This is a genomic window from Pseudomonas sp. MF6394, assembly GCF_002018845.1.
In the GTDB taxonomy this organism is placed as follows: domain Bacteria; phylum Pseudomonadota; class Gammaproteobacteria; order Pseudomonadales; family Pseudomonadaceae; genus Aquipseudomonas; species Aquipseudomonas lactis.
Genome location: NZ_MVOJ01000007.1, coordinates 74070 through 95397, shown reverse-complemented (window position 1 = coordinate 95397; position 21328 = coordinate 74070). Strand labels below are relative to the sequence as shown.

18 protein-coding genes are annotated in these 21328 nt (G+C 61.6%); 11 read left to right on the top strand and 7 right to left on the bottom strand.

What is annotated here, in order from left to right; all coding sequences use genetic code 11:
• Nucleotides 1–121: 121 nt before the first annotated feature.
• Nucleotides 122–955, bottom strand: a complete 834-nt coding sequence (locus MF6394_RS10025) for a nucleoside-binding protein (RefSeq protein WP_078466608.1) — start codon at nucleotides 953–955, stop codon at nucleotides 122–124.
• A gap of 157 nt (nucleotides 956–1112) precedes the next feature.
• Between MF6394_RS10025 and MF6394_RS10020 the strand changes: the two genes are divergently transcribed.
• Entirely contained in the window at nucleotides 1113–2615 is a 1503-nt protein-coding gene (locus tag MF6394_RS10020) for a nucleobase:cation symporter-2 family protein (protein ID WP_078466607.1), read from the top strand.
• Between the two features lie 96 nt (nucleotides 2616–2711).
• Here MF6394_RS10020 and MF6394_RS10015 read toward each other — a convergent pair whose 3' ends face one another.
• Nucleotides 2712–3644: a proline iminopeptidase-family hydrolase gene (locus MF6394_RS10015; protein ID WP_032892802.1), complete on the bottom strand. Its 933-nt coding sequence runs from the start codon at nucleotides 3642–3644 to the stop codon at nucleotides 2712–2714.
• Between the two features lie 95 nt (nucleotides 3645–3739).
• Nucleotides 3740–4504, bottom strand: coding sequence for a LuxR family transcriptional regulator (locus MF6394_RS10010; protein ID WP_078466606.1), 765 nt, complete (start codon nucleotides 4502–4504; stop codon nucleotides 3740–3742).
• A gap of 183 nt (nucleotides 4505–4687) precedes the next feature.
• Here MF6394_RS10010 and MF6394_RS10005 point away from each other — a divergent pair, with 183 nt between their 5' ends.
• The 6 genes from MF6394_RS10005 to MF6394_RS09980 are packed head-to-tail and all read left to right on the top strand — an operon-like array spanning nucleotide 4688 to nucleotide 10848.
• On the top strand, nucleotides 4688–5575 hold the full coding sequence (locus MF6394_RS10005) for a proline iminopeptidase-family hydrolase (protein WP_014717608.1): 888 nt from the start codon (nucleotides 4688–4690) through the stop codon (nucleotides 5573–5575).
• A gap of 3 nt (nucleotides 5576–5578) precedes the next feature.
• Nucleotides 5579–6526 carry an ABC transporter permease gene (locus tag MF6394_RS10000; protein ID WP_078466605.1) on the top strand — a complete coding sequence of 316 codons (948 nt, stop codon included), beginning with the start codon at nucleotides 5579–5581 and terminating at the stop codon, nucleotides 6524–6526.
• A complete protein-coding gene (locus MF6394_RS09995; RefSeq protein WP_078466604.1) occupies nucleotides 6523–7380 on the top strand; it encodes an ABC transporter permease in 858 nt (285 codons plus the stop codon). Before MF6394_RS10000 ends, MF6394_RS09995 begins: the two co-directional genes overlap by 4 nt.
• Nucleotides 7377–8333 carry an ABC transporter ATP-binding protein gene (locus tag MF6394_RS09990; protein ID WP_078466603.1) on the top strand — a complete coding sequence of 319 codons (957 nt, stop codon included), beginning with the start codon at nucleotides 7377–7379 and terminating at the stop codon, nucleotides 8331–8333. The genes MF6394_RS09995 and MF6394_RS09990 overlap by 4 nt, the downstream gene beginning before the upstream one ends.
• Nucleotides 8330–9301, top strand: coding sequence for an ABC transporter ATP-binding protein (locus tag MF6394_RS09985; protein WP_078466602.1), 972 nt, complete (start codon nucleotides 8330–8332; stop codon nucleotides 9299–9301). The genes MF6394_RS09990 and MF6394_RS09985 overlap by 4 nt, the downstream gene beginning before the upstream one ends.
• 32 nt (nucleotides 9302–9333) lie before the next feature.
• Nucleotides 9334–10848, top strand: a complete 1515-nt coding sequence (locus MF6394_RS09980; RefSeq protein WP_069557161.1) for an ABC transporter substrate-binding protein — start codon at nucleotides 9334–9336, stop codon at nucleotides 10846–10848.
• 139 nt (nucleotides 10849–10987) lie between these two features.
• Here MF6394_RS09980 and MF6394_RS09975 read toward each other — a convergent pair whose 3' ends face one another.
• From MF6394_RS09975 to MF6394_RS09960, 4 genes are all read right to left on the bottom strand, one after another.
• Nucleotides 10988–11728: a YciK family oxidoreductase gene (locus MF6394_RS09975; RefSeq protein WP_003189758.1), complete on the bottom strand. Its 741-nt coding sequence runs from the start codon at nucleotides 11726–11728 to the stop codon at nucleotides 10988–10990.
• Nucleotides 11729–11887: 159 nt separating this feature from the next.
• Nucleotides 11888–12559, bottom strand: a complete 672-nt coding sequence (gene mupP / locus MF6394_RS09970; RefSeq protein ID WP_078466601.1) for an N-acetylmuramic acid 6-phosphate phosphatase MupP — start codon at nucleotides 12557–12559, stop codon at nucleotides 11888–11890.
• A gap of 4 nt (nucleotides 12560–12563) precedes the next feature.
• Nucleotides 12564–13262, bottom strand: a complete 699-nt coding sequence (gene ubiG / locus MF6394_RS09965; RefSeq protein ID WP_078466600.1) for a bifunctional 2-polyprenyl-6-hydroxyphenol methylase/3-demethylubiquinol 3-O-methyltransferase UbiG — start codon at nucleotides 13260–13262, stop codon at nucleotides 12564–12566.
• 64 nt (nucleotides 13263–13326) lie between these two features.
• Complete coding sequence (locus MF6394_RS09960; protein WP_078466599.1) at nucleotides 13327–14658, bottom strand: TRZ/ATZ family hydrolase; 1332 nt, start codon at nucleotides 14656–14658, stop codon at nucleotides 13327–13329.
• A gap of 109 nt (nucleotides 14659–14767) precedes the next feature.
• Between MF6394_RS09960 and mtnA the strand changes: the two genes are divergently transcribed.
• The 4 genes from mtnA to pheA all read left to right on the top strand — a co-directional run bounded on the left by mtnA (nucleotide 14768) and on the right by pheA (nucleotide 21328).
• A complete protein-coding gene (gene mtnA / locus MF6394_RS09955) occupies nucleotides 14768–15838 on the top strand; it encodes an S-methyl-5-thioribose-1-phosphate isomerase (RefSeq protein ID WP_078466598.1) in 1071 nt (356 codons plus the stop codon).
• Nucleotides 15839–16262: 424 nt separating this feature from the next.
• Nucleotides 16263–18917, top strand: a complete 2655-nt coding sequence (gyrA, locus tag MF6394_RS09950; RefSeq protein ID WP_032892792.1) for a DNA gyrase subunit A — start codon at nucleotides 16263–16265, stop codon at nucleotides 18915–18917.
• Between the two features lie 231 nt (nucleotides 18918–19148).
• The gene (gene serC, locus MF6394_RS09945) at nucleotides 19149–20234 is read left to right on the top strand and encodes a 3-phosphoserine/phosphohydroxythreonine transaminase (protein WP_078466597.1); all 1086 of its coding nucleotides are present in this window, start codon (nucleotides 19149–19151) and stop codon (nucleotides 20232–20234) included.
• Entirely contained in the window at nucleotides 20234–21328 is a 1095-nt protein-coding gene (gene pheA / locus MF6394_RS09940; RefSeq protein WP_003172650.1) for a prephenate dehydratase, read from the top strand. Before serC ends, pheA begins: the two co-directional genes overlap by 1 nt.

Below are 21328 nucleotides of genomic sequence, written 5' to 3'. Positions count from 1 at the left end.
AAGACGATCAAAATGTGGGAGCTGGCTTGCCTGCGATAGCGGTGTATCAGTGCCAGATGGGCTAACTGACAGACCGCTATCGCAGGCAAGCCAGCTCCCACAGTTTTTTGCGTTTCTTCAGTTAGAACGTCACTTCCATGTTCAGCGTCGGCGTTGAGGTGCGGCTACCACGGCCGCCGTCCACGCCGAACTTGTTATGCCAGTACTCATAGCCCACTCCTAAATACAGGTTCGGCTTGACGCTTTTACCCGGTCGCACCGCCACCATCAGCGCTGTACGCATCAGCGCTTCCGCTGCGGTATCGCGGCCATGGTAATCCTCGCCTTTCTCTCCGACGTAGTTAATGAACCCCTGAAATTTCGCCGCATGGTTACCGATTTCGAACGGTCGCATCCACGTCAGATTGAGCATGTAGGTGTCGTCGAAGGTGTGGTTCGACTCCTGCGCGCCGGGAATGCCGGTGTGGTTCTTTTCCTTGTAGTACATCAGGCTCAGGTCCAGCACGCCGACGGTGCCCCACTTCAACGTGGGGCCAATCACCAGGGCGCGCTTCTTGGCGGAAGCGAAGTTGTTGTTGCGGTTGGCGTCGAAGCCCAGGGTCAGCGCGTAATCCTTGATCAGCCCGGTGCCTGGCGGCAGGTCGAACACGCGTGAGGCGTACAGCTGATGCCGGTACACGGCGTACACCTCGCTGCCACCGTGGTCGGTGCCCTTGCGCGGGTCGCTGCTGTCGGACAGGAACACATCGAGGTTGAGGAAATTGCTGCCGTAACGGTAGCCGCTGGCGTGGGTAAAACTGTAGATGCGCTTGCTGAAGTCGTCGGGGTTGTTCGGGTTGGTGAAGTGCTGCCCGTAGCGAAACCCGACGCTGTTGTTCATCCACTCCACCGCAACAGCCTCCCCGCCGCCGAGAAGGGTTAGTGCGACGGTTGCGCCCTGTAGTGCCTTTTTCATTCTTTTTGTCCTTTGGCGTTCTGGCTCGTGACGGCCGGATTGTTTTTGTAACGCCGTTGGAGGGTATCTTGTTCAATTGATTGTATACAACTCTATGGACATACAGTCTGAACATTGCATACAGTGAGCGCACAACAAAAACAGAGAACCCCTCACCATGACTATCCCGAAGGCGTCACCGCAGCGGCCCGAAGATGAAAATCTGGGCGTCGCCGCCAACATGGCTTACGGCCTGCAGCATGTGCTCACCATGTATGGCGGCATCGTCGCCGTGCCGTTGATCGTCGGCCAGGCAGCCGGGTTGTCGCCGGCGGATATCGGCCTGCTGATTGCTGCATCGCTGTTTGCCGGTGGCCTGGCCACGCTGCTGCAAACCCTGGGCCTCCCGTTCTTCGGCTGTCAGTTGCCGCTGGTGCAGGGCGTGTCGTTCGCGGGTGTGGCGACCATGGTGGCGATGGTCGGCAGCGACGGCGCCGGTGGCGTGCCAGCGATTCTCGGCGCGGTGATGGCCGCGTCCTTTATCGGCTTGTTGATCACACCGGTGTTCTCAAGGATCACCAAGTTTTTCCCGCCGCTGGTGACGGGCATTGTGATTACCACCATCGGCCTGACCCTGATGCCCGTAGCGGCGCGCTGGGCCATGGGCGGCAACAGCCGGGCGGCGGATTTTGGCAGCATGTCCAACATCGGCCTGGCTGCGCTGACCCTGGTGCTGGTGCTGCTGCTGAGCAAGATCGGCAGCGCAACCATCTCTCGCTTGTCGATCCTGCTGGCGATGGTGATTGGCACGGTGATCGCGGTGCTGCTCGGCATGGCGGACTTCTCTGGCGTCATGCAGGGGCCGATGTTCGGTTTCCCCACACCCTTTCACTTCGGCATGCCCACCTTCCATGTGGCGGCGATCATTTCCATGTGCATCGTGGTGATGGTGACGCTGGTGGAAACCTCGGCGGACATCCTGGCGGTGGGCGAGATCATCGATACCAAGGTCGACTCCAAGCGCCTGGGCAACGGCTTGCGTGCCGACATGCTGTCGAGCATGTTCGCGCCGATCTTCGGTTCGTTTACCCAGAGCGCGTTCGCCCAGAACGTCGGCCTGGTGGCGGTGACCGGGGTCAAGAGTCGGTTTGTGGTGGCCACTGGCGGGGTATTCCTGGTGGTGCTCGGCCTGCTGCCATTCATGGGCCGGGTGATCGCGGCCGTGCCCACCTCTGTGTTGGGCGGCGCCGGGATTGTGTTGTTCGGCACGGTGGCGGCCAGCGGGATTCGCACGCTGTCCAAGGTGGATTACCGCAACAACATGAACCTGATCATCGTTGCCACGTCTATCGGCTTCGGCATGATCCCCATCGCCGCGCCGAGCTTCTACGATCAGTTTCCAAGCTGGTTCGCGACCATCTTCCACTCGGGCATCAGCTCGTCGGCGATCATGGCGATTCTGCTGAACCTGGCGTTCAACCACTTCACCGCCGGCAACTCCGACCAGCAGTCAGTGTTCGTGGCGGGGACTGAGCGCAGCTTGTGCTTTCGCGACGTGGCCGCGTTGCGCGATGGCGATTACTACAGGGGAGGGAAGTTGTTTGATGCAGAGGGCAAGGAAATTCCTCTGGTAGCGGATACCTTGAGGAAAACATCCAAGCCTGAGACCAGCGAGGTTTAGCGAGCGACGCCGTATACCCTGTGGGAGCTGGCTTGCCTGCGATAGCGATGGTGAATTCACCGGTGTTATCGCAGGCAAGCCAGCTCCCACGGGGATTCAGCCGGCCTTGAGGGCTTTGTGCGGCAACGAACACGCCTCATCCAGAAACTTCACCACTGTGCCCATGCACGCCTGGCGTTCTTCCACGTGGGGCATGTGGCTGGAGTCTTCAAACAGTGCCCAGCGCACGTTCTCTATCTCATCCAAGAACGGCTTGACCACCAACGGTGTGGCTTCGTCGTGCCGGCCGGAAATCACCAGGGTTGGCACCTTGATCGCTGACAGGCGACCGATCACGTTCCAGTCCTTCAAGCTGCCGATCACGTGGAATTCGGTCGGGCCGCTCATGGCGTGGTACACCGTCGGGTCGGCATCCACCTGGGCGAAGGTGCGTGCCACTTCTTCGGGCCACGGGTTGACCCGGCACACGTGCTGGTCATAGAAAATCCGTGAGGCCGCCAGGTATTCCGGGTCTTGGTAGGTGCCGGCCTGCTCGTGCTTGAGCAGGGTTTCGTGCACGCCTTCAGGCAACAGCTTGCGCAGGCGGTTGGCTTCGCTGACCCAGGTACGCATGCAGGTGGGCGAGTTGGCAGGGATAAACGCGCGCAGGCCCTTGGGTTGCAAGATCGCGTGTTCGCTGCCGAGCATGCCGCCCCAGGATTGCCCGAGGATCGCGTAGTTCTCGCTGATTTGCAGGTGGTCCAGCAGGTTGTTCAACTCGTCGAGGAACAGGCCGATGGTCCAGAACGACGGGTCTTTTTCTGGCAAGTGCGTGGAGCGGCCGTTGCCCAACTGGTCGTAGTGAATCACCGCGTGGCCGCTGGCGGCGACGTCTTTGAAGGCGTCGACGTAATCGTGGGTGCAACCCGGGCCGCCATGGATGATCACCAAGGGCGTGCGGCCTGTGCTCAGGTCACCCGTGACGCGATACCAGGTCTGATAGGCGCCAAAGGGCGCGTAGCCTTCGCGAACTTTTTCGATGAATTCCATTTCGTACCCTGCTCTGAAAAAAAAGGATCAGGGTTACGATAGTCTGAACAAAAAGTTTAGGTAACTAGCAAAACAGATAGGTTTTTGCCCAAAGCTCAACCTTCCAGCAAGCGGTAATGGGTGGCGCGAACCACCGCCTGAACACGGTTTTTGGCCCCCAGTTTGTGCATCGCCGAGGCCAGGTGCAGGGTCACCACCGCCAGGGAGCGGCTCAATTGCGTGGCGATTTCAGCGGCGGTCAGGCCTTCAGCCGCCCATTTCAGGCATTCGCGCTCGCGCTTGGTCAGGCGGATGTGCGGATAAGCCCGCATCTCCTTGCTGAACAGCGGGTACGCCGCTTCCTGGAGGGCATGGGTAATCAGGCTGAAATCGGCCAGGGTATGTTGGGCGTCCTTCAATACCGTGCGCGCCTTGCCGGTGCGTAAGCCGGTGAGCGAGGCAAAACCGCCCTTGGGCAGGTGAATCGGCACACTGACGCCGCAGGTGAGTTGGCGTTCATGCAGGTAGGAAGAAACGGGGGCGTGGCAGGGGTCGATGATCTTTTGCAGGGCCGTCTCGGTCTTGGCCTCATAGGACCAGACAAACGGTGATACCGAACTCAGTGCCAGGTGTTGCACCGGGTCGATCTGGTAAAACCCTTCGCTGCACCATAAGGCGTGCCAGTCGGCCGGCGTGTTGCGCAGTTGCAACAGCGAGGGGGTGATCAGTGCGCCGTCGAGGTCGATGGGCACCGGGCTGTAGTCATACACCAGGGCATCGAAGCCCAGTTGTTGGGCAAGGATAAACGTATTGTCCATCTGTTCATCCAGGCTCCTGCCCGGTATGAGGCGATTATTGAAGGCGGTCAGCTTGGCCAGCATCCGTTCTGCTCCCGAATTCATTTGAATCTCGACTTGCTGCAAGTAGAATGCCACGCCCCGGCGAAGGACTGCCAGGCCAAACCTATAAGAAATACTAGGTTATGGACGCACGGCATCCTCGGTAGTGTTGACCTGATAAACGGCCGCTACCCGCCAGGCCGATACAACACAAGGAATGTATGCATGTGGCGTGAAATTGCCCCCGACCAGCAGTACAACGTGCAAGTCGACGGCCATAACCTCGTGGTCTACAGCTTTGGCGAAGGCGATGAGGTGCTGCTGTGTCTCAACGGCGGGCCGGGCCTGCCGTGTGACTATCTGCGTGACGCCCATGGCTGGCTCAAAGCACATAACCTGCGAGTGGTTGCATTCGACCAGCTTGGCACAGGCGCATCAGCCAGACCGACCGATGCCGCACTGTGGGAAATCCGCCGTTATGTCGAAGAAGTCGAGACCGTGCGCCAGGCGCTGGGCCTGGGCCGCGTGCATTTGCTCGGGCATTCCTGGGGCGGTTGGCTGGGCATCGAATATGCCGTGCATTATCCCGGTGCGCTCAAAAGCCTGATCCTGGAAAACACCGTCGGCGACATTCCCCACCTGTCCCAGGAGCTGGAACGCCTGCGCGGCGCCCTGGGCAGCGAAACCGTGGCCATGATGCAACGCCACGAAGCCATGGGCACCCTCGACCACCCGCAGTACCAGGCCGCCATCACCTTGCTCAACTACCGCCACGTGTGCCGCCTCGACGAATGGCCGGAGCCGGTCAAGCGCTCCCTGGGCGACTGGAACATGGGGCCTTACGAAACCATGCAAGGCCCCAACGAGTTCCTCTATATCGGCAACCTCAAAGACTGGAACCGTCTCAAGGAAATGGCCGAGTTCAACATGCCGATCTTGATCACCACCGGCCAGCACGACGAACTTACCCCCGCCTGTGCGATGCGCATGAAACTCGCGGCGCCCCATGCCGAGTTGCATGTGTTCCCCAACAGCAGTCATATGCCGTTTTACGAGGAGCCGCAGGCGTACTTCCCGGTGCTGCTGGACTTCCTCGCTCGCCACCGAGGCTGACGCATGAACCTGGCGCGCTACCGTTTTGTGTTGTCCCGGCCCCTGCAATTGCTGCCGGTGCTGCTGGGCATCAGCCTGATCACCTTCGTGCTGGTGCGCTCGATTCCCGGCGACCCGGCGCGCGCCTTGCTGGGTTCGCGCAGCACGCCAGATGCGCTGTTGAAGATCCGCGCCCAGTTCGGCCTCGACCAGCCCTTGTGGCTGCAATACTTTTACTTCCTGAAAAACCTGCTCAAGGGCGACCTCGGCCAATCGCTGCTGTACAAGGTCGACGCCCTCAAACTGATCGTCACCCGCATCGAGCCGACCCTGGTGCTGGTGCTGGGCAGCGTGGTGCTGGCTTTGTTGATAGCGCTGCCACTGGCAACGATTGCGGCGCGCCAGCAAGGCCGTTGGGCGGACAAGCTGATCCGCGTGTTCACCACGGTCGGCCTGGGCATGCCGGCGTTCTGGCTGGGGTTGATGCTGATCCTGCTGCTCAGCGTGAAATGGGGCCTGTTCCCGGTGTCTGGTTACGGGCGCACCTGGCTGGACAAGGCGCACCACATGCTCTTGCCCTGCCTGACCATCGCCCTGGCGCTGTCGGCGGTGCTGGTGCGCAACCTGCGGGCGAGCATGTTGATGGAGTTGCAGGCGGACCACGTCACCGCCGCACGTGCGCGCGGGCTGCCTGAAGGCGCGGTGTTTCGCCGGCATGTACTGCCCAACGCCCTGGTGCCGGCGATCAACCTGCTGGCCGTCAACATCGGTTGGCTGATCAGCGGCACGGTGGTCATCGAAAGCCTGTTCGCGATTCCAGGCATCGGCCAATTGCTGGTGCGCGGCATTTTCACCCGTGACTACATGGTGGTGCAGGGCGTGGCGATGGTGCTGGCCTGTGCCACGGTGGTAGTCAACTTCCTGGCCGACTTGGTAACCGTGGCCCTCGACCCACGGGTGAAGATGCAATGAGCAGCCGCCCCATGATTGCCCCGTGGCGCTTGCGCCTGCGCTTTGGTTTTCGCAATGGCCGACTGACCGCCGCATGGGGGTTGTTGATCCTGTTCGCGTGGTTGGCCCTGGCGCTGTTTGCGCCGTGGGTCGCGCCCTACGACCCTATCGCCCAGGACACCAGCATCAGTTTGCTGGCCCCCAGCCTTGCCCATCCGTTGGGTACGGACAATTACGGCCGGGATATCCTCTCGAGGGTGATCTGGGGTGCGCGCGTCGACCTGCAACTGGCGGTGATCGGAGTGATCTTCCCGTTCATCATCGGCACCTTTATCGGCGCGGTTTCGGGTTACATCGGCGGGCGTTTCGACAGTGTCTGCATGCGCGTGATCGATGTGGTGCTGGCGTTCCCGTTCCTGGTGCTGATGCTGGCGATCATGGCCATCCTCGGGCCGGGCTTGCAGAGTTTTTACATCGCCATGGCGCTGGTGGGTTGGGTGTCGTACGCACGCCTGATTCGCTCGCAGATCCTGGTGCTCAAGGAAAGCGAGTTTGCCCTGGCCGCCAAAAGCCTGGGCTTTGGCCATGGGCGCATTCTGTTCCGGCATTTGCTGCCCAATGCGCTGTTTGGTTCCATTGTGTTTTCCATGTCCGACGCGGTACTGGTGCTGCTCAACGGCGCCGCCGTCAGTTACCTGGGCCTGGGCGTGCAACCACCGACCGCCGAATGGGGGACGATGGTGGCCGAGGGGCAAGCCTTTATCACCACCGCCTGGTGGATCTGCACCTTTCCGGGCCTGGCCATCGTGACCTTGGCCATGGGCTTCAGCCTGTTGGCCGACGGCGTTGCGCAGGTATTGGGGGAGCGTTCATGAGCCTGTTGCAGGTGCGCGACCTCAGTGTGATCGCCAACAACGCCGGGCGTGATATCACCTTGGTGGACAGGGTGTCCTTCGACCTGGCCGAAGGTGAAATCCTCGGCCTGGTGGGCGAGAGCGGTTCGGGCAAGACCATGGCCTGCCGCGGCTTGATGCGCCTGCTACCGTCACCCAATCTGCGCGTGCAGGGCGGCGCGGTGCGGTTGGCCGGCCAGGACCTGCTGGCCCTGGATGATGCCGGCATGCGCGCTGTACGCGGCGGGCAGTTGGGCATGGTGTTCCAGAACCCCAGCAGCCACCTCGACCCGTTGATGCGCATCGGTGAGCAGATCGCCGAGGGCATCCGCCTGCACCAAGGCGCGTCGAAAAAAGACGCGCGTTTGCAGGCGATCGAGGTATTGCGTCAGGTCGGGATTCCCGACCCACAGGCGCGGGTCGACAACTACCCCCATGAGTTTTCCGGCGGCATGCGCCAGCGCGCCATGATCGCCGTGGCCCTGGGCTGCAACCCGAAGGTGCTGATCGCCGACGAGCCGACCACCGCCCTGGATGTGACGGTGCAGGCGCAAATCCTGCGGCTGTTGCTCGACCTGCGCGACCAGCGTGGCCTGTCGATCATCATGATCACCCATGACCTGGGCGTGGTGGCGCAAACCTGCGATGCCATCGCCGTGATGTACGCCGGGCGCCTGTGCGAGCACGGCAGCAAATACGAGTTGCTGGACCAACCGCAACATCCGTACACCGCAGGCCTGATCGACTGCCAGCCGGCCCACAGCAGCGGCCATGCGTTGTTGCGCACCATTGCTGGCCAGCCGCCGTTGCTCGATGCACTGCCCGACGGCTGCCGCTTCCACCCGCGCTGCCCGCAGGCCGGCGCCTTGTGCACCGAGTTGCTGCCACAAGGCGCACGCGTGGCTTGTCACTATCCGTTGGGAGGGCGTTCATGAGCCTGTTGCAGATCAAGGATCTGGAGGTGCGCTTTGCCGCGTCCGGCAGCGGCCTGCTGGGCCTCAACCGCCAGTGGGTGAGGGCGGTGAACGGGGTGTCGCTGAACCTCGCCGCCGGTGAAACCCTGGGTTTGGTGGGCGAGTCCGGCAGTGGCAAAAGCACCCTGGGCCGGGCAATTTTGCACCTCAACCCGATCAGCGCCGGGCAAGTGCTGTTCGACGGTATCGACATGGCCCATGGCAGTGCCATCGACATTGCCCGGCTGCGGCATGAAACCGCGATGATTTTCCAGGACCCTTATGCCGCGCTCAATCCACGACACAGCATTGGCGAAACCCTCGCCGAAGTGCTGCGGGTACAGCGCAAAGTGGCGGTGGCGCAGATTCCCGCGCGCGTCAACGAACTGCTGGAACTGGTGGGCCTGCGTCCCGAACTGGCGACGCGTAAGCCCGGCTCCCTGAGTGGCGGCCAGTGCCAGCGCGTGGGGATCGCCCGGGCGCTGGCGGTGGAGCCGCGCCTGATCATTGCCGATGAATGCGTGGCCGCGCTGGATGTGTCGATCCAGGGCCAGATCATCAACCTGCTGCTGGAACTGCAACAACGCATGAACCTGGCGATCCTGTTTATCGCCCATGACCTGGCCATCGTGCGGCGCCTGTGCGACCGCGTGGCGGTGATGTACCTGGGCAAGATCGTCGAGGAGGGGCCGGTGGAAGCGGTGTTCACCGCGCCCCGTCACCCGTATACGGCGGCGCTGATCCAGGCCATCCCGGAGATCGATCCGCACCGGCCATTGCCAGCACAGCCGTTGCCCGGTGAGCCGCCCAGCCCACTGAATCTGCCGACAGGCTGTGCCTTTCATCCGCGTTGCCGGTATGCGCAAGCCATGTGTTCCACGGTATTGCCCCCCACCCATTTCCTGCACGAGCATCGGTACAGTTGCGTGCTTGAAGACCCTTTGCTTTGACCCTCTGCCATTCATTAACAAGGAGTTGTGATATGCACTCGCGCCACTTGAAATTGCTCGCCGCCGCTACCCTCACGGCCTGGTCGCTGACCGCCGGCCTGGCCCAGGCCGCCGGTGTGCTCACCATCGGCTGCCGTGAAGACAGCACCACTTTCGACCCGATCAAAAGCGCGCAAAACCGCGACACCTGGGTGTTCGCCAACGTCTACGACACCCTGGTGCGCGTGGATAACCTGGGCACCAAGATGGAACCGGGCCTGGCCGAAAGCTGGGACATTTCCAAGGATGGCCTGACCTACACCTTCAAGTTGCGCGAGGCGAAGTTCTCTGACGGCTCGCCGATCACCGCCGCCGATGCTGCGTTCAGCCTGCTGCGCATCCGTGACAACAAGGCCTCGTTGTGGAGCGACCCGTTCAGCCTGATCAACACCGCCACGGCCAGCGATGCCAAGACCCTGGTGGTCACCCTGAAAACCCCGGCGGTGGCTTTCCTCTCGCAACTGGCGTCGCCAACGGTGTCGATCCTGTCGGAAAAAGCCATGACCAAGATGGGCGAAGACGCCTACTCGGAAAACCCGGTGACTTCCGGCGCGTTTACCGTCGACGAGTGGCGCAAGGGCGACCGCGTGATCCTGAAGAAAAACCCGAATTTCTGGCAGGCCAGCAGCGTGAGCCTGGACGGCGTGGAATGGGTGTCGGTGACCGATGACAACACGCGCATGCGCATGGTGCAGAACAACGAACTCGACACGGCGATCTTTGTGCCGTTCTCCCGGGTGCAAGAGCTGAAAAAAGACCCGAACGTGGTGATCCACGCCGACCCGTCCACCCGTGAAGATCACCTGTTGATCAACCACGAGCACGGTTTGTTGGCCAAGCCGCAAGTGCGCCAGGCCCTGGACATGGCCATCGACAAGCAATCGCTGGTCAAAGCGGTCACTTACGGTCAAGGCACCGTGGCTTATTCCTACATTCCCAAGGGCTCGCTGTACCACTACGCCAACAACCTGCAACGCCCGTACGACCCGGCCGAAGCCAAGAAGCTGCTGGCCGCTGCGGGTGCCCAGGATTTGAAGCTCAACTACGTGGTCAACGCCGGCAACGAGGCCGACGAGCAGATCGCGGTCATCATCAAGGACCAGCTAGCCAAGGTCGGTGTGACCGCCAACCTGCAGAAAGTCGACCCGACCCAAAGCTGGCAGATGCTGGTGGACGGTGAGTACGATATTTCGGTGATGTACTGGACCAACGACATCCTCGACCCCGACCAGAAAACCACCTTCGTGCTGGGCCACGACACCAACCAGAACTACATGACCCGCTACAAGAACGACCAGGTCAAGGCCTTGGTGGCGGCCGCGCGGATCGAGGCAGACCCGGCCAAGCGCGAGCAAATGTATGTGGAGTTGCAGAAGCTGGCCAAACAGGATGTGAACTGGATTGACCTGTACTACAGCCCGTACATCAACATCTCACGCAAGAACGTAAGTAACTTCCTGCAGAACCCGTTGGGGCGCTTCACCTTGGAGGAAGTGGTCAAAAACTGAGTGCTAGAGAACACTGCAATACCAATGTGGGAGCGGGCTTGCTCGCGAAGGCAGAGTGCCAGTCAATAGAGATATAGACTGATCCACCGCCTTCGCGAGCAAGCCCGCTCCCACATTTTGGTTTGTGTTGTGTCAGATGTTATTGCGCATCGAAGGCCTGGCCATTGATGCCGGCACTGTCCGGCCCCATCAGGTACAGGTACACCGGCATGATCTCTTCCGGTGCTGGCCTTTCCATCGGGTTTTCCCCCGGGTACGCCTGGGCGCGCATGCTGGTGCGGGTACCGCCCGGATTGATGCTGTTGGCGCGCACTGCGGCCACATCTTCCAGCTCATCGGCCAGGGTTTGCATCAGCCCCTCGGTGGCGAACTTGGACACCCCATAGGCACCCCAATAAGCACGGCCCTTGCGCCCGACGCTGCTGGAGGTGAACACCACCGACGCATCCTGGGACAGCTTGAGCAGCGGCAGCAACGTGCTGGTCAGCATGAACATCGCGTTGACGTTCACATGCATCACCCGCATGAAGTTCTCGCCGGACAACTGCTCGATGGGCGTGCGCGGGCCGATGATCGAGGCGTTGTGCAACAGGCCGTCGAGGTGGCCGAATGCCTTTTCGATCATCGCTGCCAGCTCATCGTATTGATGGGGCAGGGCGGTCTCCAGGTTGAACGGGATCACCACCGGCTGCGGGTGGCCGGCGGCCTCGATCTCGTCATACACCTGGGCCAGGTTGGCTTCGGTCTTGCCCAGCAACAGCACGGTGGCGCCATGGGCGGCATAGGTTTTTGCCGCTGCCGCACCAATCCCGCGACCGGCGCCGGTTACCAGGATGGTCCGGCCTTTGAGCAGTTCTGGCGGTGCAGAGTAATCAAACATAAACAACCTCAGATTTGAAAACGCTGAATCTCCCTGTGGGAGCGGGCTTGCTCGCGAATGCGGTGTGCCAGTCACTGAATCAGATACTGAAACACCGCATTCGCGAGCAAGCCCGCTCCCACATTTGGATCTCCATCGGTCAGTAAAGTCGGTGAACCATCAGCAACTGCACAGCGCGTTATCCAGCACCTTGCGCAATTCCAGCGGGTGATCCACCACCACGTCCGCGCCCCAGTGGCGCGGGTTGTCGTCCGGGTGGATGTAGCCGTAGGTGACCGCTGCCGTGCGTGTACCGGCGTCGCGGCCGGATTCGATGTCGCGCAGGTCATCGCCCACGAACAGCACGCTGGCCGGGTCCAGGTCGAGCATCTTGCACGCCAGGATCATCGGCTCCGGGTCCGGCTTGCTGTTTTTCACGTGGTCTGGGCAGATCAGCACGGCCGAACGCTCGGCCAGGCCCAGGCGCTGCATGATCGGTTCGGCAAAGCGCACCGGCTTGTTGGTGACCACGCCCCAGATCAGCTTGGCTTTCTCGATGTCTTGCAGCAGCTCGGCCATGCCGTCGAACAGTTTGCTGTGCACTGCGCAATCTTTGAGGTAACGCTCCAGGAATTCCTGGCGCAGTTCCTCAAAGCCCGGCGACTCCGGGTCCATCGAGAAGGTCACGGCGACCATCGCCCGCGCACCACCGGAAATTTCATCACGGATGTGCTCGGGGTTGATCGGCGCCAGGCCACGGTCGGCGCGCATGGCCTGGCAGATGGCGATAAAGTCCGGCGCGGTGTCCAGCAGGGTACCGTCCATGTCGAAGAGAACCGCTCGCAACTTCACAGGCTTACTCCTCGCGCAGGGTCTGGATCATGTAGTTGACGTCAACGTCGTTGGCCAGTTTGTAGTGCTTGGTCAGCGGGTTGTAGGTCAGGCCGATGATGTCCTTGACGGTCAGCCCGGCCTGGCGGCTCCACGCACCCAGCTCGGAAGGGCGGATGAATTTCTTGAAGTCATGGGTGCCGCGCGGCAGCAGCTTCATGATGTATTCGGCGCCGATGATCGCGAACAGGTAAGCCTTGGGGTTGCGGTTAATGGTGGAGAAGAACACCTGGCCGCCGGGCTTGACCATACGGAAGCACGCACGGATCACCGAGGACGGGTCTGGCACGTGTTCGAGCATTTCCAGGCAGGTGACCACGTCGAACTGCTCAGGCATTTCTTCGGCCAGGGCTTCGGCGGTGATCTGGCGGTATTCCACGCTCACGCCGGATTCGAGCTGGTGCAACTGGGCCACGGCCAGCGGCGCTTCGCCCATGTCGATGCCCATGACGGTGGCGCCACGCTGGGCCATGGCTTCGCTGAGGATGCCGCCGCCGCAACCGACGTCCAGCACCTTCTTGCCGGCCAGGTTGACGCGCTCGTCGATCCAGTTGACCCGCAGTGGGTTGATGTCGTGCAGGGGTTTGAATTCGCTCTCGCGGTCCCACCAGCGGTGGGCCAGGGCTTCAAACTTGGCGATTTCGGCGTGGTCGACGTTGTTCATGGTGAATCCTCTGAATCTGATAAGTCGGTTTGTCGTTGCTGAGCTCATGGGTTCAGCAACGGCGTTATTCGCTGTGCCCGCTGATGCGTTGGCCCCAGGCAATGGCCGTGGCGGTCAACTGTTGTTCATCCATGGGGGTCAATTGCCGGTCGTCGAGCAATGGCTTGCCGGCGACCCAAAGGTGTTTCACGCAATCGCGCCCGGTGGCATATATAAGCTGTGAGACCGGATCGTGGATCGGTTGTTGCGCCAGCCCGGAAAGATCAAAGGCGACGATGTCGGCTGCCTTGCCGACTTCCAATGAGCCAATCTGGCTGTCCAGGCCCATTGCCCTGGCACCGTTGAGCGTGGCCATGCGCAAGGCGCGGTGGGCATCCAGCGCAGTCGCCGAGCCGGCCACGGCCTTGGCCAGCATCGCCGCCGTGCGGGTTTCGCCGAGCAAATCCAGATCATTGTTGCTGGCAGCGCCGTCGGTGCCGATGGCCACGTTGACGCCAGCCTGCCACAAGCGCTCCACTGGGCAAAAGCCGCTGGCCAGTTTCAGGTTCGATTCCGGGCAGTGAATGACGCTGGTGTTGCTTTCTACCAGCAAAGCCAGGTCGTCTTCGCTGATTTGGGTCATGTGCACGGCCTGAAAGCGCGGACCCAGCAGGCCGAGGCGAGCCAGGCGCGCCAATGGACGCTCGCCGGTCTGCTCGACGGCTTGCTGCACTTCAAAGGCGGTTTCGTGAACATGCATATGGATCACGGCGTCCAGCTCTTCGGCGATCACCCGGATCTTTTCCAGGTTGGCATCACATACGGTGTACGGCGCGTGGGGGCCGAAGCTGATCTTGATGCGCGGGTGGTGTTTGAGGTCGCCGAACAGCTCGATACCCTGGCGAATCGCCTCGTCGGCACTGCTGGCGCCGGGGATCGGGAAGTCGAGGATCGGCAGCGCGATCTGCGCACGCATACCGCTGTTGTGCACGCAGTCACTGGCGACCTTGGGGTAGAAGTACATGTCCGAGAAGCAGGTGATGCCGCCCTTGATCTGCTCGGCAATGGCCAGGTTGGTGCCGTCGCGCACGAACGCTTCGTCGACCCACTTGGCTTCGGCGGGCCAGATGTGTTTTTCCAGCCAGGTCATCAGCGGCAAATCGTCGGCCAGGCCGCGGAACAGGGTCATGGCGGCATGGCCGTGGGCGTTGACCAGGCCGGGGCTGAGCAGCATGCCGGGCAGTTCGCGCACCTCGCGCGCCGCCAGCTTCAACGCCGCGTCCCGTGGCCCGATAAAGGCAATGCAGCCATCGCGGATACCCAGGCCATGCTCCTTGAGCACCACGCCAGCGGGCTCGACGGGTACCAGCCAGGTCGGCAGCAGCAACAAGTCGAGCGGGGCGGCAGTGGAGGTCATCGCAGGCTTCTTCCCAGGCAGCTATAAAAGAAGGGCGAAGTATACCCGAGCGTCCTGGCTGGCGGATCGCTATAATCGGCGGCTTTTGTTCATGAGTGCGGGGTAAGGGATGCGCGACCGACTGTTGGCTGCAGAGAAAGTGAAGGCCATCCAATGGCGTGATGGCGCGCTGCACCTGCTCGATCAGCGTGTTTTGCCGTCCCGTGAGAGCTGGGTAGCCTGCGTTACTGTTGAAGCAGTGGCCGACGCCATTCGCACCATGGTGGTGCGGGGCGCGCCGGCTATCGGCATCTGCGCCGCCTATGGCTTGGTGCTCGCCGCCCGCGAGCGCATCGCCGAGGGCGGTGACTGGCAGGCCGCGTGGGAAGAAGACTACGCCTTGCTGGCCCATACTCGACCGACCGCATCGAACTTGTTCTGGGCCTTGCAGCGCATGCGCGACCGCCTCGACCGCCTCAAGCAGCACGCCGACCCGCTGGTGGTGCTGGAAGCCGAAGCCGTGGCGATCCATGAAAGCGACCGGGAGGCCAATGTGGTCATGGCCCAGTTGGGTATGGAGCGGATTCGCAAGCACCAGGGCAACGCCCAGGCGATCCTCACCCATGGCAACGCCGGCGCGTTGGCCTCCGGCGGCGTTGGCACAGCCCTCGGGGTGATTCATGCAGCGTATCTGGAGGGCTTGGTCGAGCAGGTCTATGTCAATGAAACCCGCCCATGGCTGCAAGGCTCGCGCCTGACGGCTTGGGAGTTGGCGGGCCAGGGCATCCCGGTGGCGGTGAATGCCGACTCCGCCGGGGCGCATATCCTCAAGACCAAAGGCGTGACCTGGGTGGTGGTCGGTGCTGACTGTATCGCGGCCAATGGCGATGTGATCAGCAAGATCGGCACTTATCAGCTGGCCGTGTGTGCCATGCACCATGGCGTGCGCTTTATGGTGGTGGCGTCGAGTTCGACCCTGGATTTGATGATGGCTACTGGCGATGATGTTGCGCTGGAGCAGCGCGATAGTGGCGAGTTGCTGGAGGTTGATGGGCAGCGGTTGGATGTCGCGGCGTTTAACCCTGTGTTTGATGTGACGCCTGCGGATCTGATTGATGTCATCGTGACTGAAAAGGGCGTGGTGGAGCGGCCGGATGTGGCCAAGTTGGCCAAGTTGATGTGCCGTAAGCGCCTGCATTGAGTGTGTGGGCGCCTGTGGGGGCGCTATCGCAGGCAAGCCAGCTCCCACATTTAACGGTGTTCACAAATCAAAGGTGGGAGCTGGCTTGCCTGCGATTGGCCCTTGAAGTCAACAAAACTCCTGCATTCCACCCTCAAAAAAAAGCACCACCGCGCCTCTGAGCCCCTCTCGTCCCCTTCAAGCCTGTCATCCGTCAAATTACTAGCCTCCATGCGCATCAGGGGGATAGGTGCGTGGCGGCGATTGTGATAACATCCGGCGGTTTCCAGGGCTGCCCCGAGGGGTGGCCTATAACGTGCAGATCCGTGTCATAACTCGTTGATTTGTCGTAAGTCGTTGTCAGGCACCGTGCCGGCAGCGGCGAGCTTCGTTCGTCCCGAATGGATGTGACGAGGTTTCACCCGAAAAAGGAATCAGGCTTCTCATGGGCGAACTGGCCAAAGAAATCCTCCCGGTCAATATCGAAGACGAGCTGAAACAGTCCTACCTCGACTACGCGATGAGCGTAATTGTCGGTCGGGCACTGCCTGATGCGCGCGATGGCTTGAAGCCCGTGCACCGGCGTGTGCTGTTCGCGATGAGCGAGCTGGGTAACGACTGGAACAAGCCGTACAAGAAATCTGCCCGTGTTGTCGGTGACGTGATCGGTAAGTATCACCCTCACGGCGACACTGCGGTGTACGACACCATCGTTCGGATGGCGCAGCCGTTTTCCCTGCGCTACCTGCTGGTAGACGGCCAGGGCAACTTCGGTTCGGTGGACGGCGACAACGCCGCGGCCATGCGATACACCGAAGTGCGCATGACCAAGCTGGCGCACGAGCTGCTGGCTGACCTGCACAAAGAAACCGTGGACTGGGTGCCGAACTACGACGGCACCGAAATGATCCCGGCTGTCATGCCCACCAAGATCCCCAACCTGCTGGTCAACGGTTCCAGCGGTATCGCCGTGGGCATGGCCACCAACATCCCGCCGCACAACCTCGGTGAAGTCATCGACGGTTGCCTGGCCCTTATCGACAACCCTGAGCTGACCGTCGATGAGCTGATGCAATACATCCCCGGCCCGGACTTCCCGACCGCCGCGATCATCAACGGTCGCGCCGGCATCATCGAAGCCTACCGTACCGGTCGCGGGCGTATTTACATGCGTGCCCGCTCGATGATCGAAGACATCGACAAGGTCGGTGGCCGCCAGCAGATCGTCATCACCGAACTCCCGTACCAGCTGAACAAGGCACGCTTGATCGAGAAGATCGCCGAGCTGGTTAAAGAGAAGAAGCTGGAAGGCATCACCGAGCTGCGCGACGAGTCCGACAAAGACGGTATGCGCGTAGTAATCGAGCTGCGCCGTGGTGAAGTGCCAGAGGTGATCCTCAACAACCTCTACGCCCAGACCCAGCTGCAAAGCGTGTTTGGTATCAACGTGGTTGCCCTGATCGACGGCCGCCCGCGCATCCTGAACCTCAAGGACCTGCTGGAAGCCTTCGTGCGTCACCGCCGCGAAGTGGTGACCCGCCGCACCGTGTTCGAACTGCGCAAGGCCCGCGAGCGCGGCCATATCCTGGAAGGCCAGGCGGTTGCGTTGTCGAACATCGACCCGGTGATCGCCCTGATCAAGGCCTCGCCAACCCCGTCGGAAGCCAAGGAAGCGCTGATCAGCACGCCGTGGGAATCCAGCGCCGTGGTCGCGATGGTTGAGCGCGCAGGCGCCGACTCGTGCCGCCCGGAGACCCTGGACCCGCAATACGGTCTGCGTGAAGGCAAGTACTTCCTGTCGCCAGAGCAGGCCCAGGCCATTCTGGAGCTGCGTCTGCACCGCCTCACCGGCCTTGAGCACGAGAAGCTGCTGGCCGAGTACCAGGAGATCCTCAATCAGATCGGCGAGTTGATCCGCATCCTCAGCAGCGCCGTGCGCCTGATGGAAGTGATCCGCGAAGAACTGGAAGTGATCCGCGCCGAATACGGCGACGTGCGCCGCACCGAAATCCTCGATGCGCGCCTGGACCTGACCCTGGGTGACATGATCCCGGAAGAAGAGCGCGTGGTGACCATCTCCCACGGTGGCTATGCCAAGACCCAACCGCTGGCGGCTTACCAGGCCCAGCGTCGTGGCGGTAAAGGTAAATCGGCTACCGGCGTGAAGGATGAGGACTACATCGCTCACCTGCTGGTCGCCAACAGTCACACCACGCTGCTGCTGTTCTCCAGCAAGGGCAAGGTGTACTGGCTCAAGACCTACGAAATCCCGGAGGCCTCCCGCGCTGCCCGTGGTCGTCCGTTGGTCAACCTGCTGCCGCTGGACAGTGATGAGTACATCACCACCATGCTGCCGGTCGAGGAATACACCGAAGGTCACTTCATCTTCATGGCCACCGCCAAAGGCACCGTGAAGAAGACCCCGCTGGAATCCTTCAGCCGTCAGCGCAGCGTGGGCCTGATCGCCCTGGAGCTGGATGAAGGCGACGTGCTGATTTCCGCAGCCATCACCGATGGCGAGCGCGAAGTCATGCTGTTCTCCGATGGCGGCAAGGTCACACGCTTCAAGGAATCCGACGTGCGTGCCATGGGCCGTACCGCCCGCGGTGTACGCGGCATGCGCCTGCCAGAAGGGCAGAAGCTGATTTCGATGCTGATCCCGGAAGAAGGCAGCCAGATCCTCACCGCTTCCGAGCGTGGTTATGGCAAGCGCACCGCCATCAGTGAGTTCCCGGAGTACAAGCGTGGCGGCCAGGGCGTGATCGCCATGGTCAGCAACGACCGCAACGGCCGTCTGGTAGGCGCGGTACAGGTGCTCGATGGCGAGGAAATCATGCTGATTTCCGACCAGGGCACCCTGGTGCGTACCCGTGTGGCGGAAGTGTCGAGCCTGGGCCGTAACACCCAGGGCGTGACCCTGATCAAGCTGGCCAAGGACGAAAAACTGGTCGGCCTGGAACGTGTGCAGGAGCCTTCGGAAGTCGAAGGCGAAGAGCTCGAAGGTGAGGAATTTGAAGGCGAGGTGATCGCAGCCGGCGATGACAACGTTGACGAGCCAACCCTCGACGCTGCCGCAGACGAAGAAGAACCGCAGGAATAAGCGGACACACAGGGGGCGGATGAAGATTCGCCCCCTTGTTGTTTGTCCGGATGGAAATATCGACAACCATGGAGATCCCTTGTGGGAGCGGGCTTGCTCGCGAAGGCGGACTGACATTCACCCAAGGTGGCGCCTGTTAGATCGATTTCGCGAGCAAGCCCGCTCCCACATGGGGTCCGGTGTCGGCTGATATGTTTGCCTGACTACCACCAGATCAGAGTGAGATTGGATGTGAGCAAGAGAGCCTATAACTTCTGTGCCGGTCCCGCGGCGCTTCCTGAAGCAGTCCTGCAGCGTGCGCAGGGTGAACTCCTCGACTGGCATGGAAAAGGCCTCTCCGTGATGGAAATGAGCCATCGCAGCGATGAGTTCGTGTCCATCGCCAACAAGGCCGAGCAGGACCTGCGCGACTTGCTGGACATCCCATCCAATTACAAAGTGCTGTTCCTGCAAGGCGGCGCGAGCCAACAGTTCGCCCAGTTGCCGCTGAACCTGCTGCCCGAAGGCGGCACTGCCGACTATATCGACACCGGTATCTGGGGGCAGAAGGCTATCGAAGAAGCCTCGCGCTACGGCCATGTCAACGTGGCAGGCACCGCCAAACCCTACGATTACTTCGCCATTCCCGGTCAGAACGAGTGGAAGCTGTCCAAGGACGCGGCCTACGTTCACTACGTCGCGAACGAAACCATCGGTGGCTTGGAATTTGATTGGGTGCCTGAAGTCGGTGACGTGCCACTGGTGTGCGACATGTCTTCGGACATCCTCTCGCGCCCGACCGACGTGTCCAAGTACGGCATGATCTACGCCGGCGCGCAGAAGAACATCGGCCCGAGCGGCATCCTGGTCAATATCATCCGCGAAGACCTGCTGGGCCGTGCCCGTTCGCTGTGCCCGACCATGCTCAACTACAAGGTCGCGGCCGATAACGGCTCGATGTACAACACCCCGCCGGCGTTTGCCTGGTACCTGTCGGGCCTGGTGTTCGAATGGCTCAAGGAGCAGGGCGGTGTCGCGGCCATGGGCAAGCTCAACGAAGAGAAGAAGCGTGTCCTGTACGACTTTATCGACGCCAGCGGCCTGTACAGTAACCCGATCAACCTCACTGACCGCTCGTGGATGAACGTGCCGTTCCGCCTGGCTGACGACCGCCTCGACAAGCCGTTCCTGGCTGGCGCCGACGCGCGCGGCCTGCTGAACCTCAAGGGCCACCGCTCGGTGGGCGGCATGCGCGCCTCCATTTATAACGCCGTCGACATCCACGCCGTCAATGCGCTGGTTGCCTACATGGCAGAGTTCGAGAAGGAACACGGCTAATGTCTGAGCAAGAACTGAAGGCCCTGCGCGTGCGCATTGACAGCCTGGACGAGAAAGTCCTGGAGCTGATCAGTGAGCGTGCGCGCTGCGCCCAGGAAGTGGCACGGGTAAAGATGGCCTCCCTCGCGGAAGGCGAAGTGCCGGTGTTCTACCGCCCCGAGCGTGAAGCGCAGGTGCTCAAGCGTGTGATGGAGCGCAACAAGGGGCCGTTGGGCAACGAAGAGATGGCGCGGTTGTTCCGTGAAATCATGTCTTCGTGCCTGGCGCTGGAGCAGCCGCTGAAAGTGGCCTACCTCGGCCCTGAAGGCACCTTCACCCAGGCGGCGGCCATGAAGCACTTCGGCCACGCGGTGATCAGTAAGCCGATGGCGGCCATCGACGAAGTCTTCCGTGAAGTCGCGGCCGGTGCGGTGAATTTTGGCGTGGTGCCGGTGGAAAACTCCACCGAAGGCGCGGTCAACCACACCCTGGACAGCTTCCTCGAACACGACATGGTGATCTGCGGTGAGGTGGAACTGCGTATCCACCACCACCTGCTGGTGGGTGAAAACACCAAGACCGACAGCATCAGCCGTATCTATTCCCACGCCCAGTCCCTGGCCCAGTGCCGCAAGTGGCTGGACGCCCATTACCCGAATGTCGAGCGCGTGGCGGTGTCCAGCAATGCTGAGGCGGCCAAGCGGGTCAAGGGTGAGTGGAATTCGGCGGCGATTGCCGGCGATATGGCCGCGGGCCTGTACGGCCTGACGCGCCTGGCCGAGAAAATCGAAGACCGCCCGGACAACTCCACGCGCTTTTTGATGATCGGCAGCCAGGAAGTGCCGCCCACTGGCGACGACAAGACCTCGATCATCGTCTCCATGAGCAACAAGCCCGGCGCGCTGCATGAGCTGCTGGTGCCGTTCCACGATAACGGGATTGACCTGACGCGCATCGAGACTCGCCCTTCGCGCAGCGGTAAGTGGACCTACGTGTTCTTTATCGACTTCATCGGCCATCACCGCGACCCGCTGGTCAAGGGCGTGCTGGAGAAGATCAGTCAGGAAGCCGTGGCACTCAAGGTGCTGGGCTCTTACCCGAAAGCGGTTTTGTGA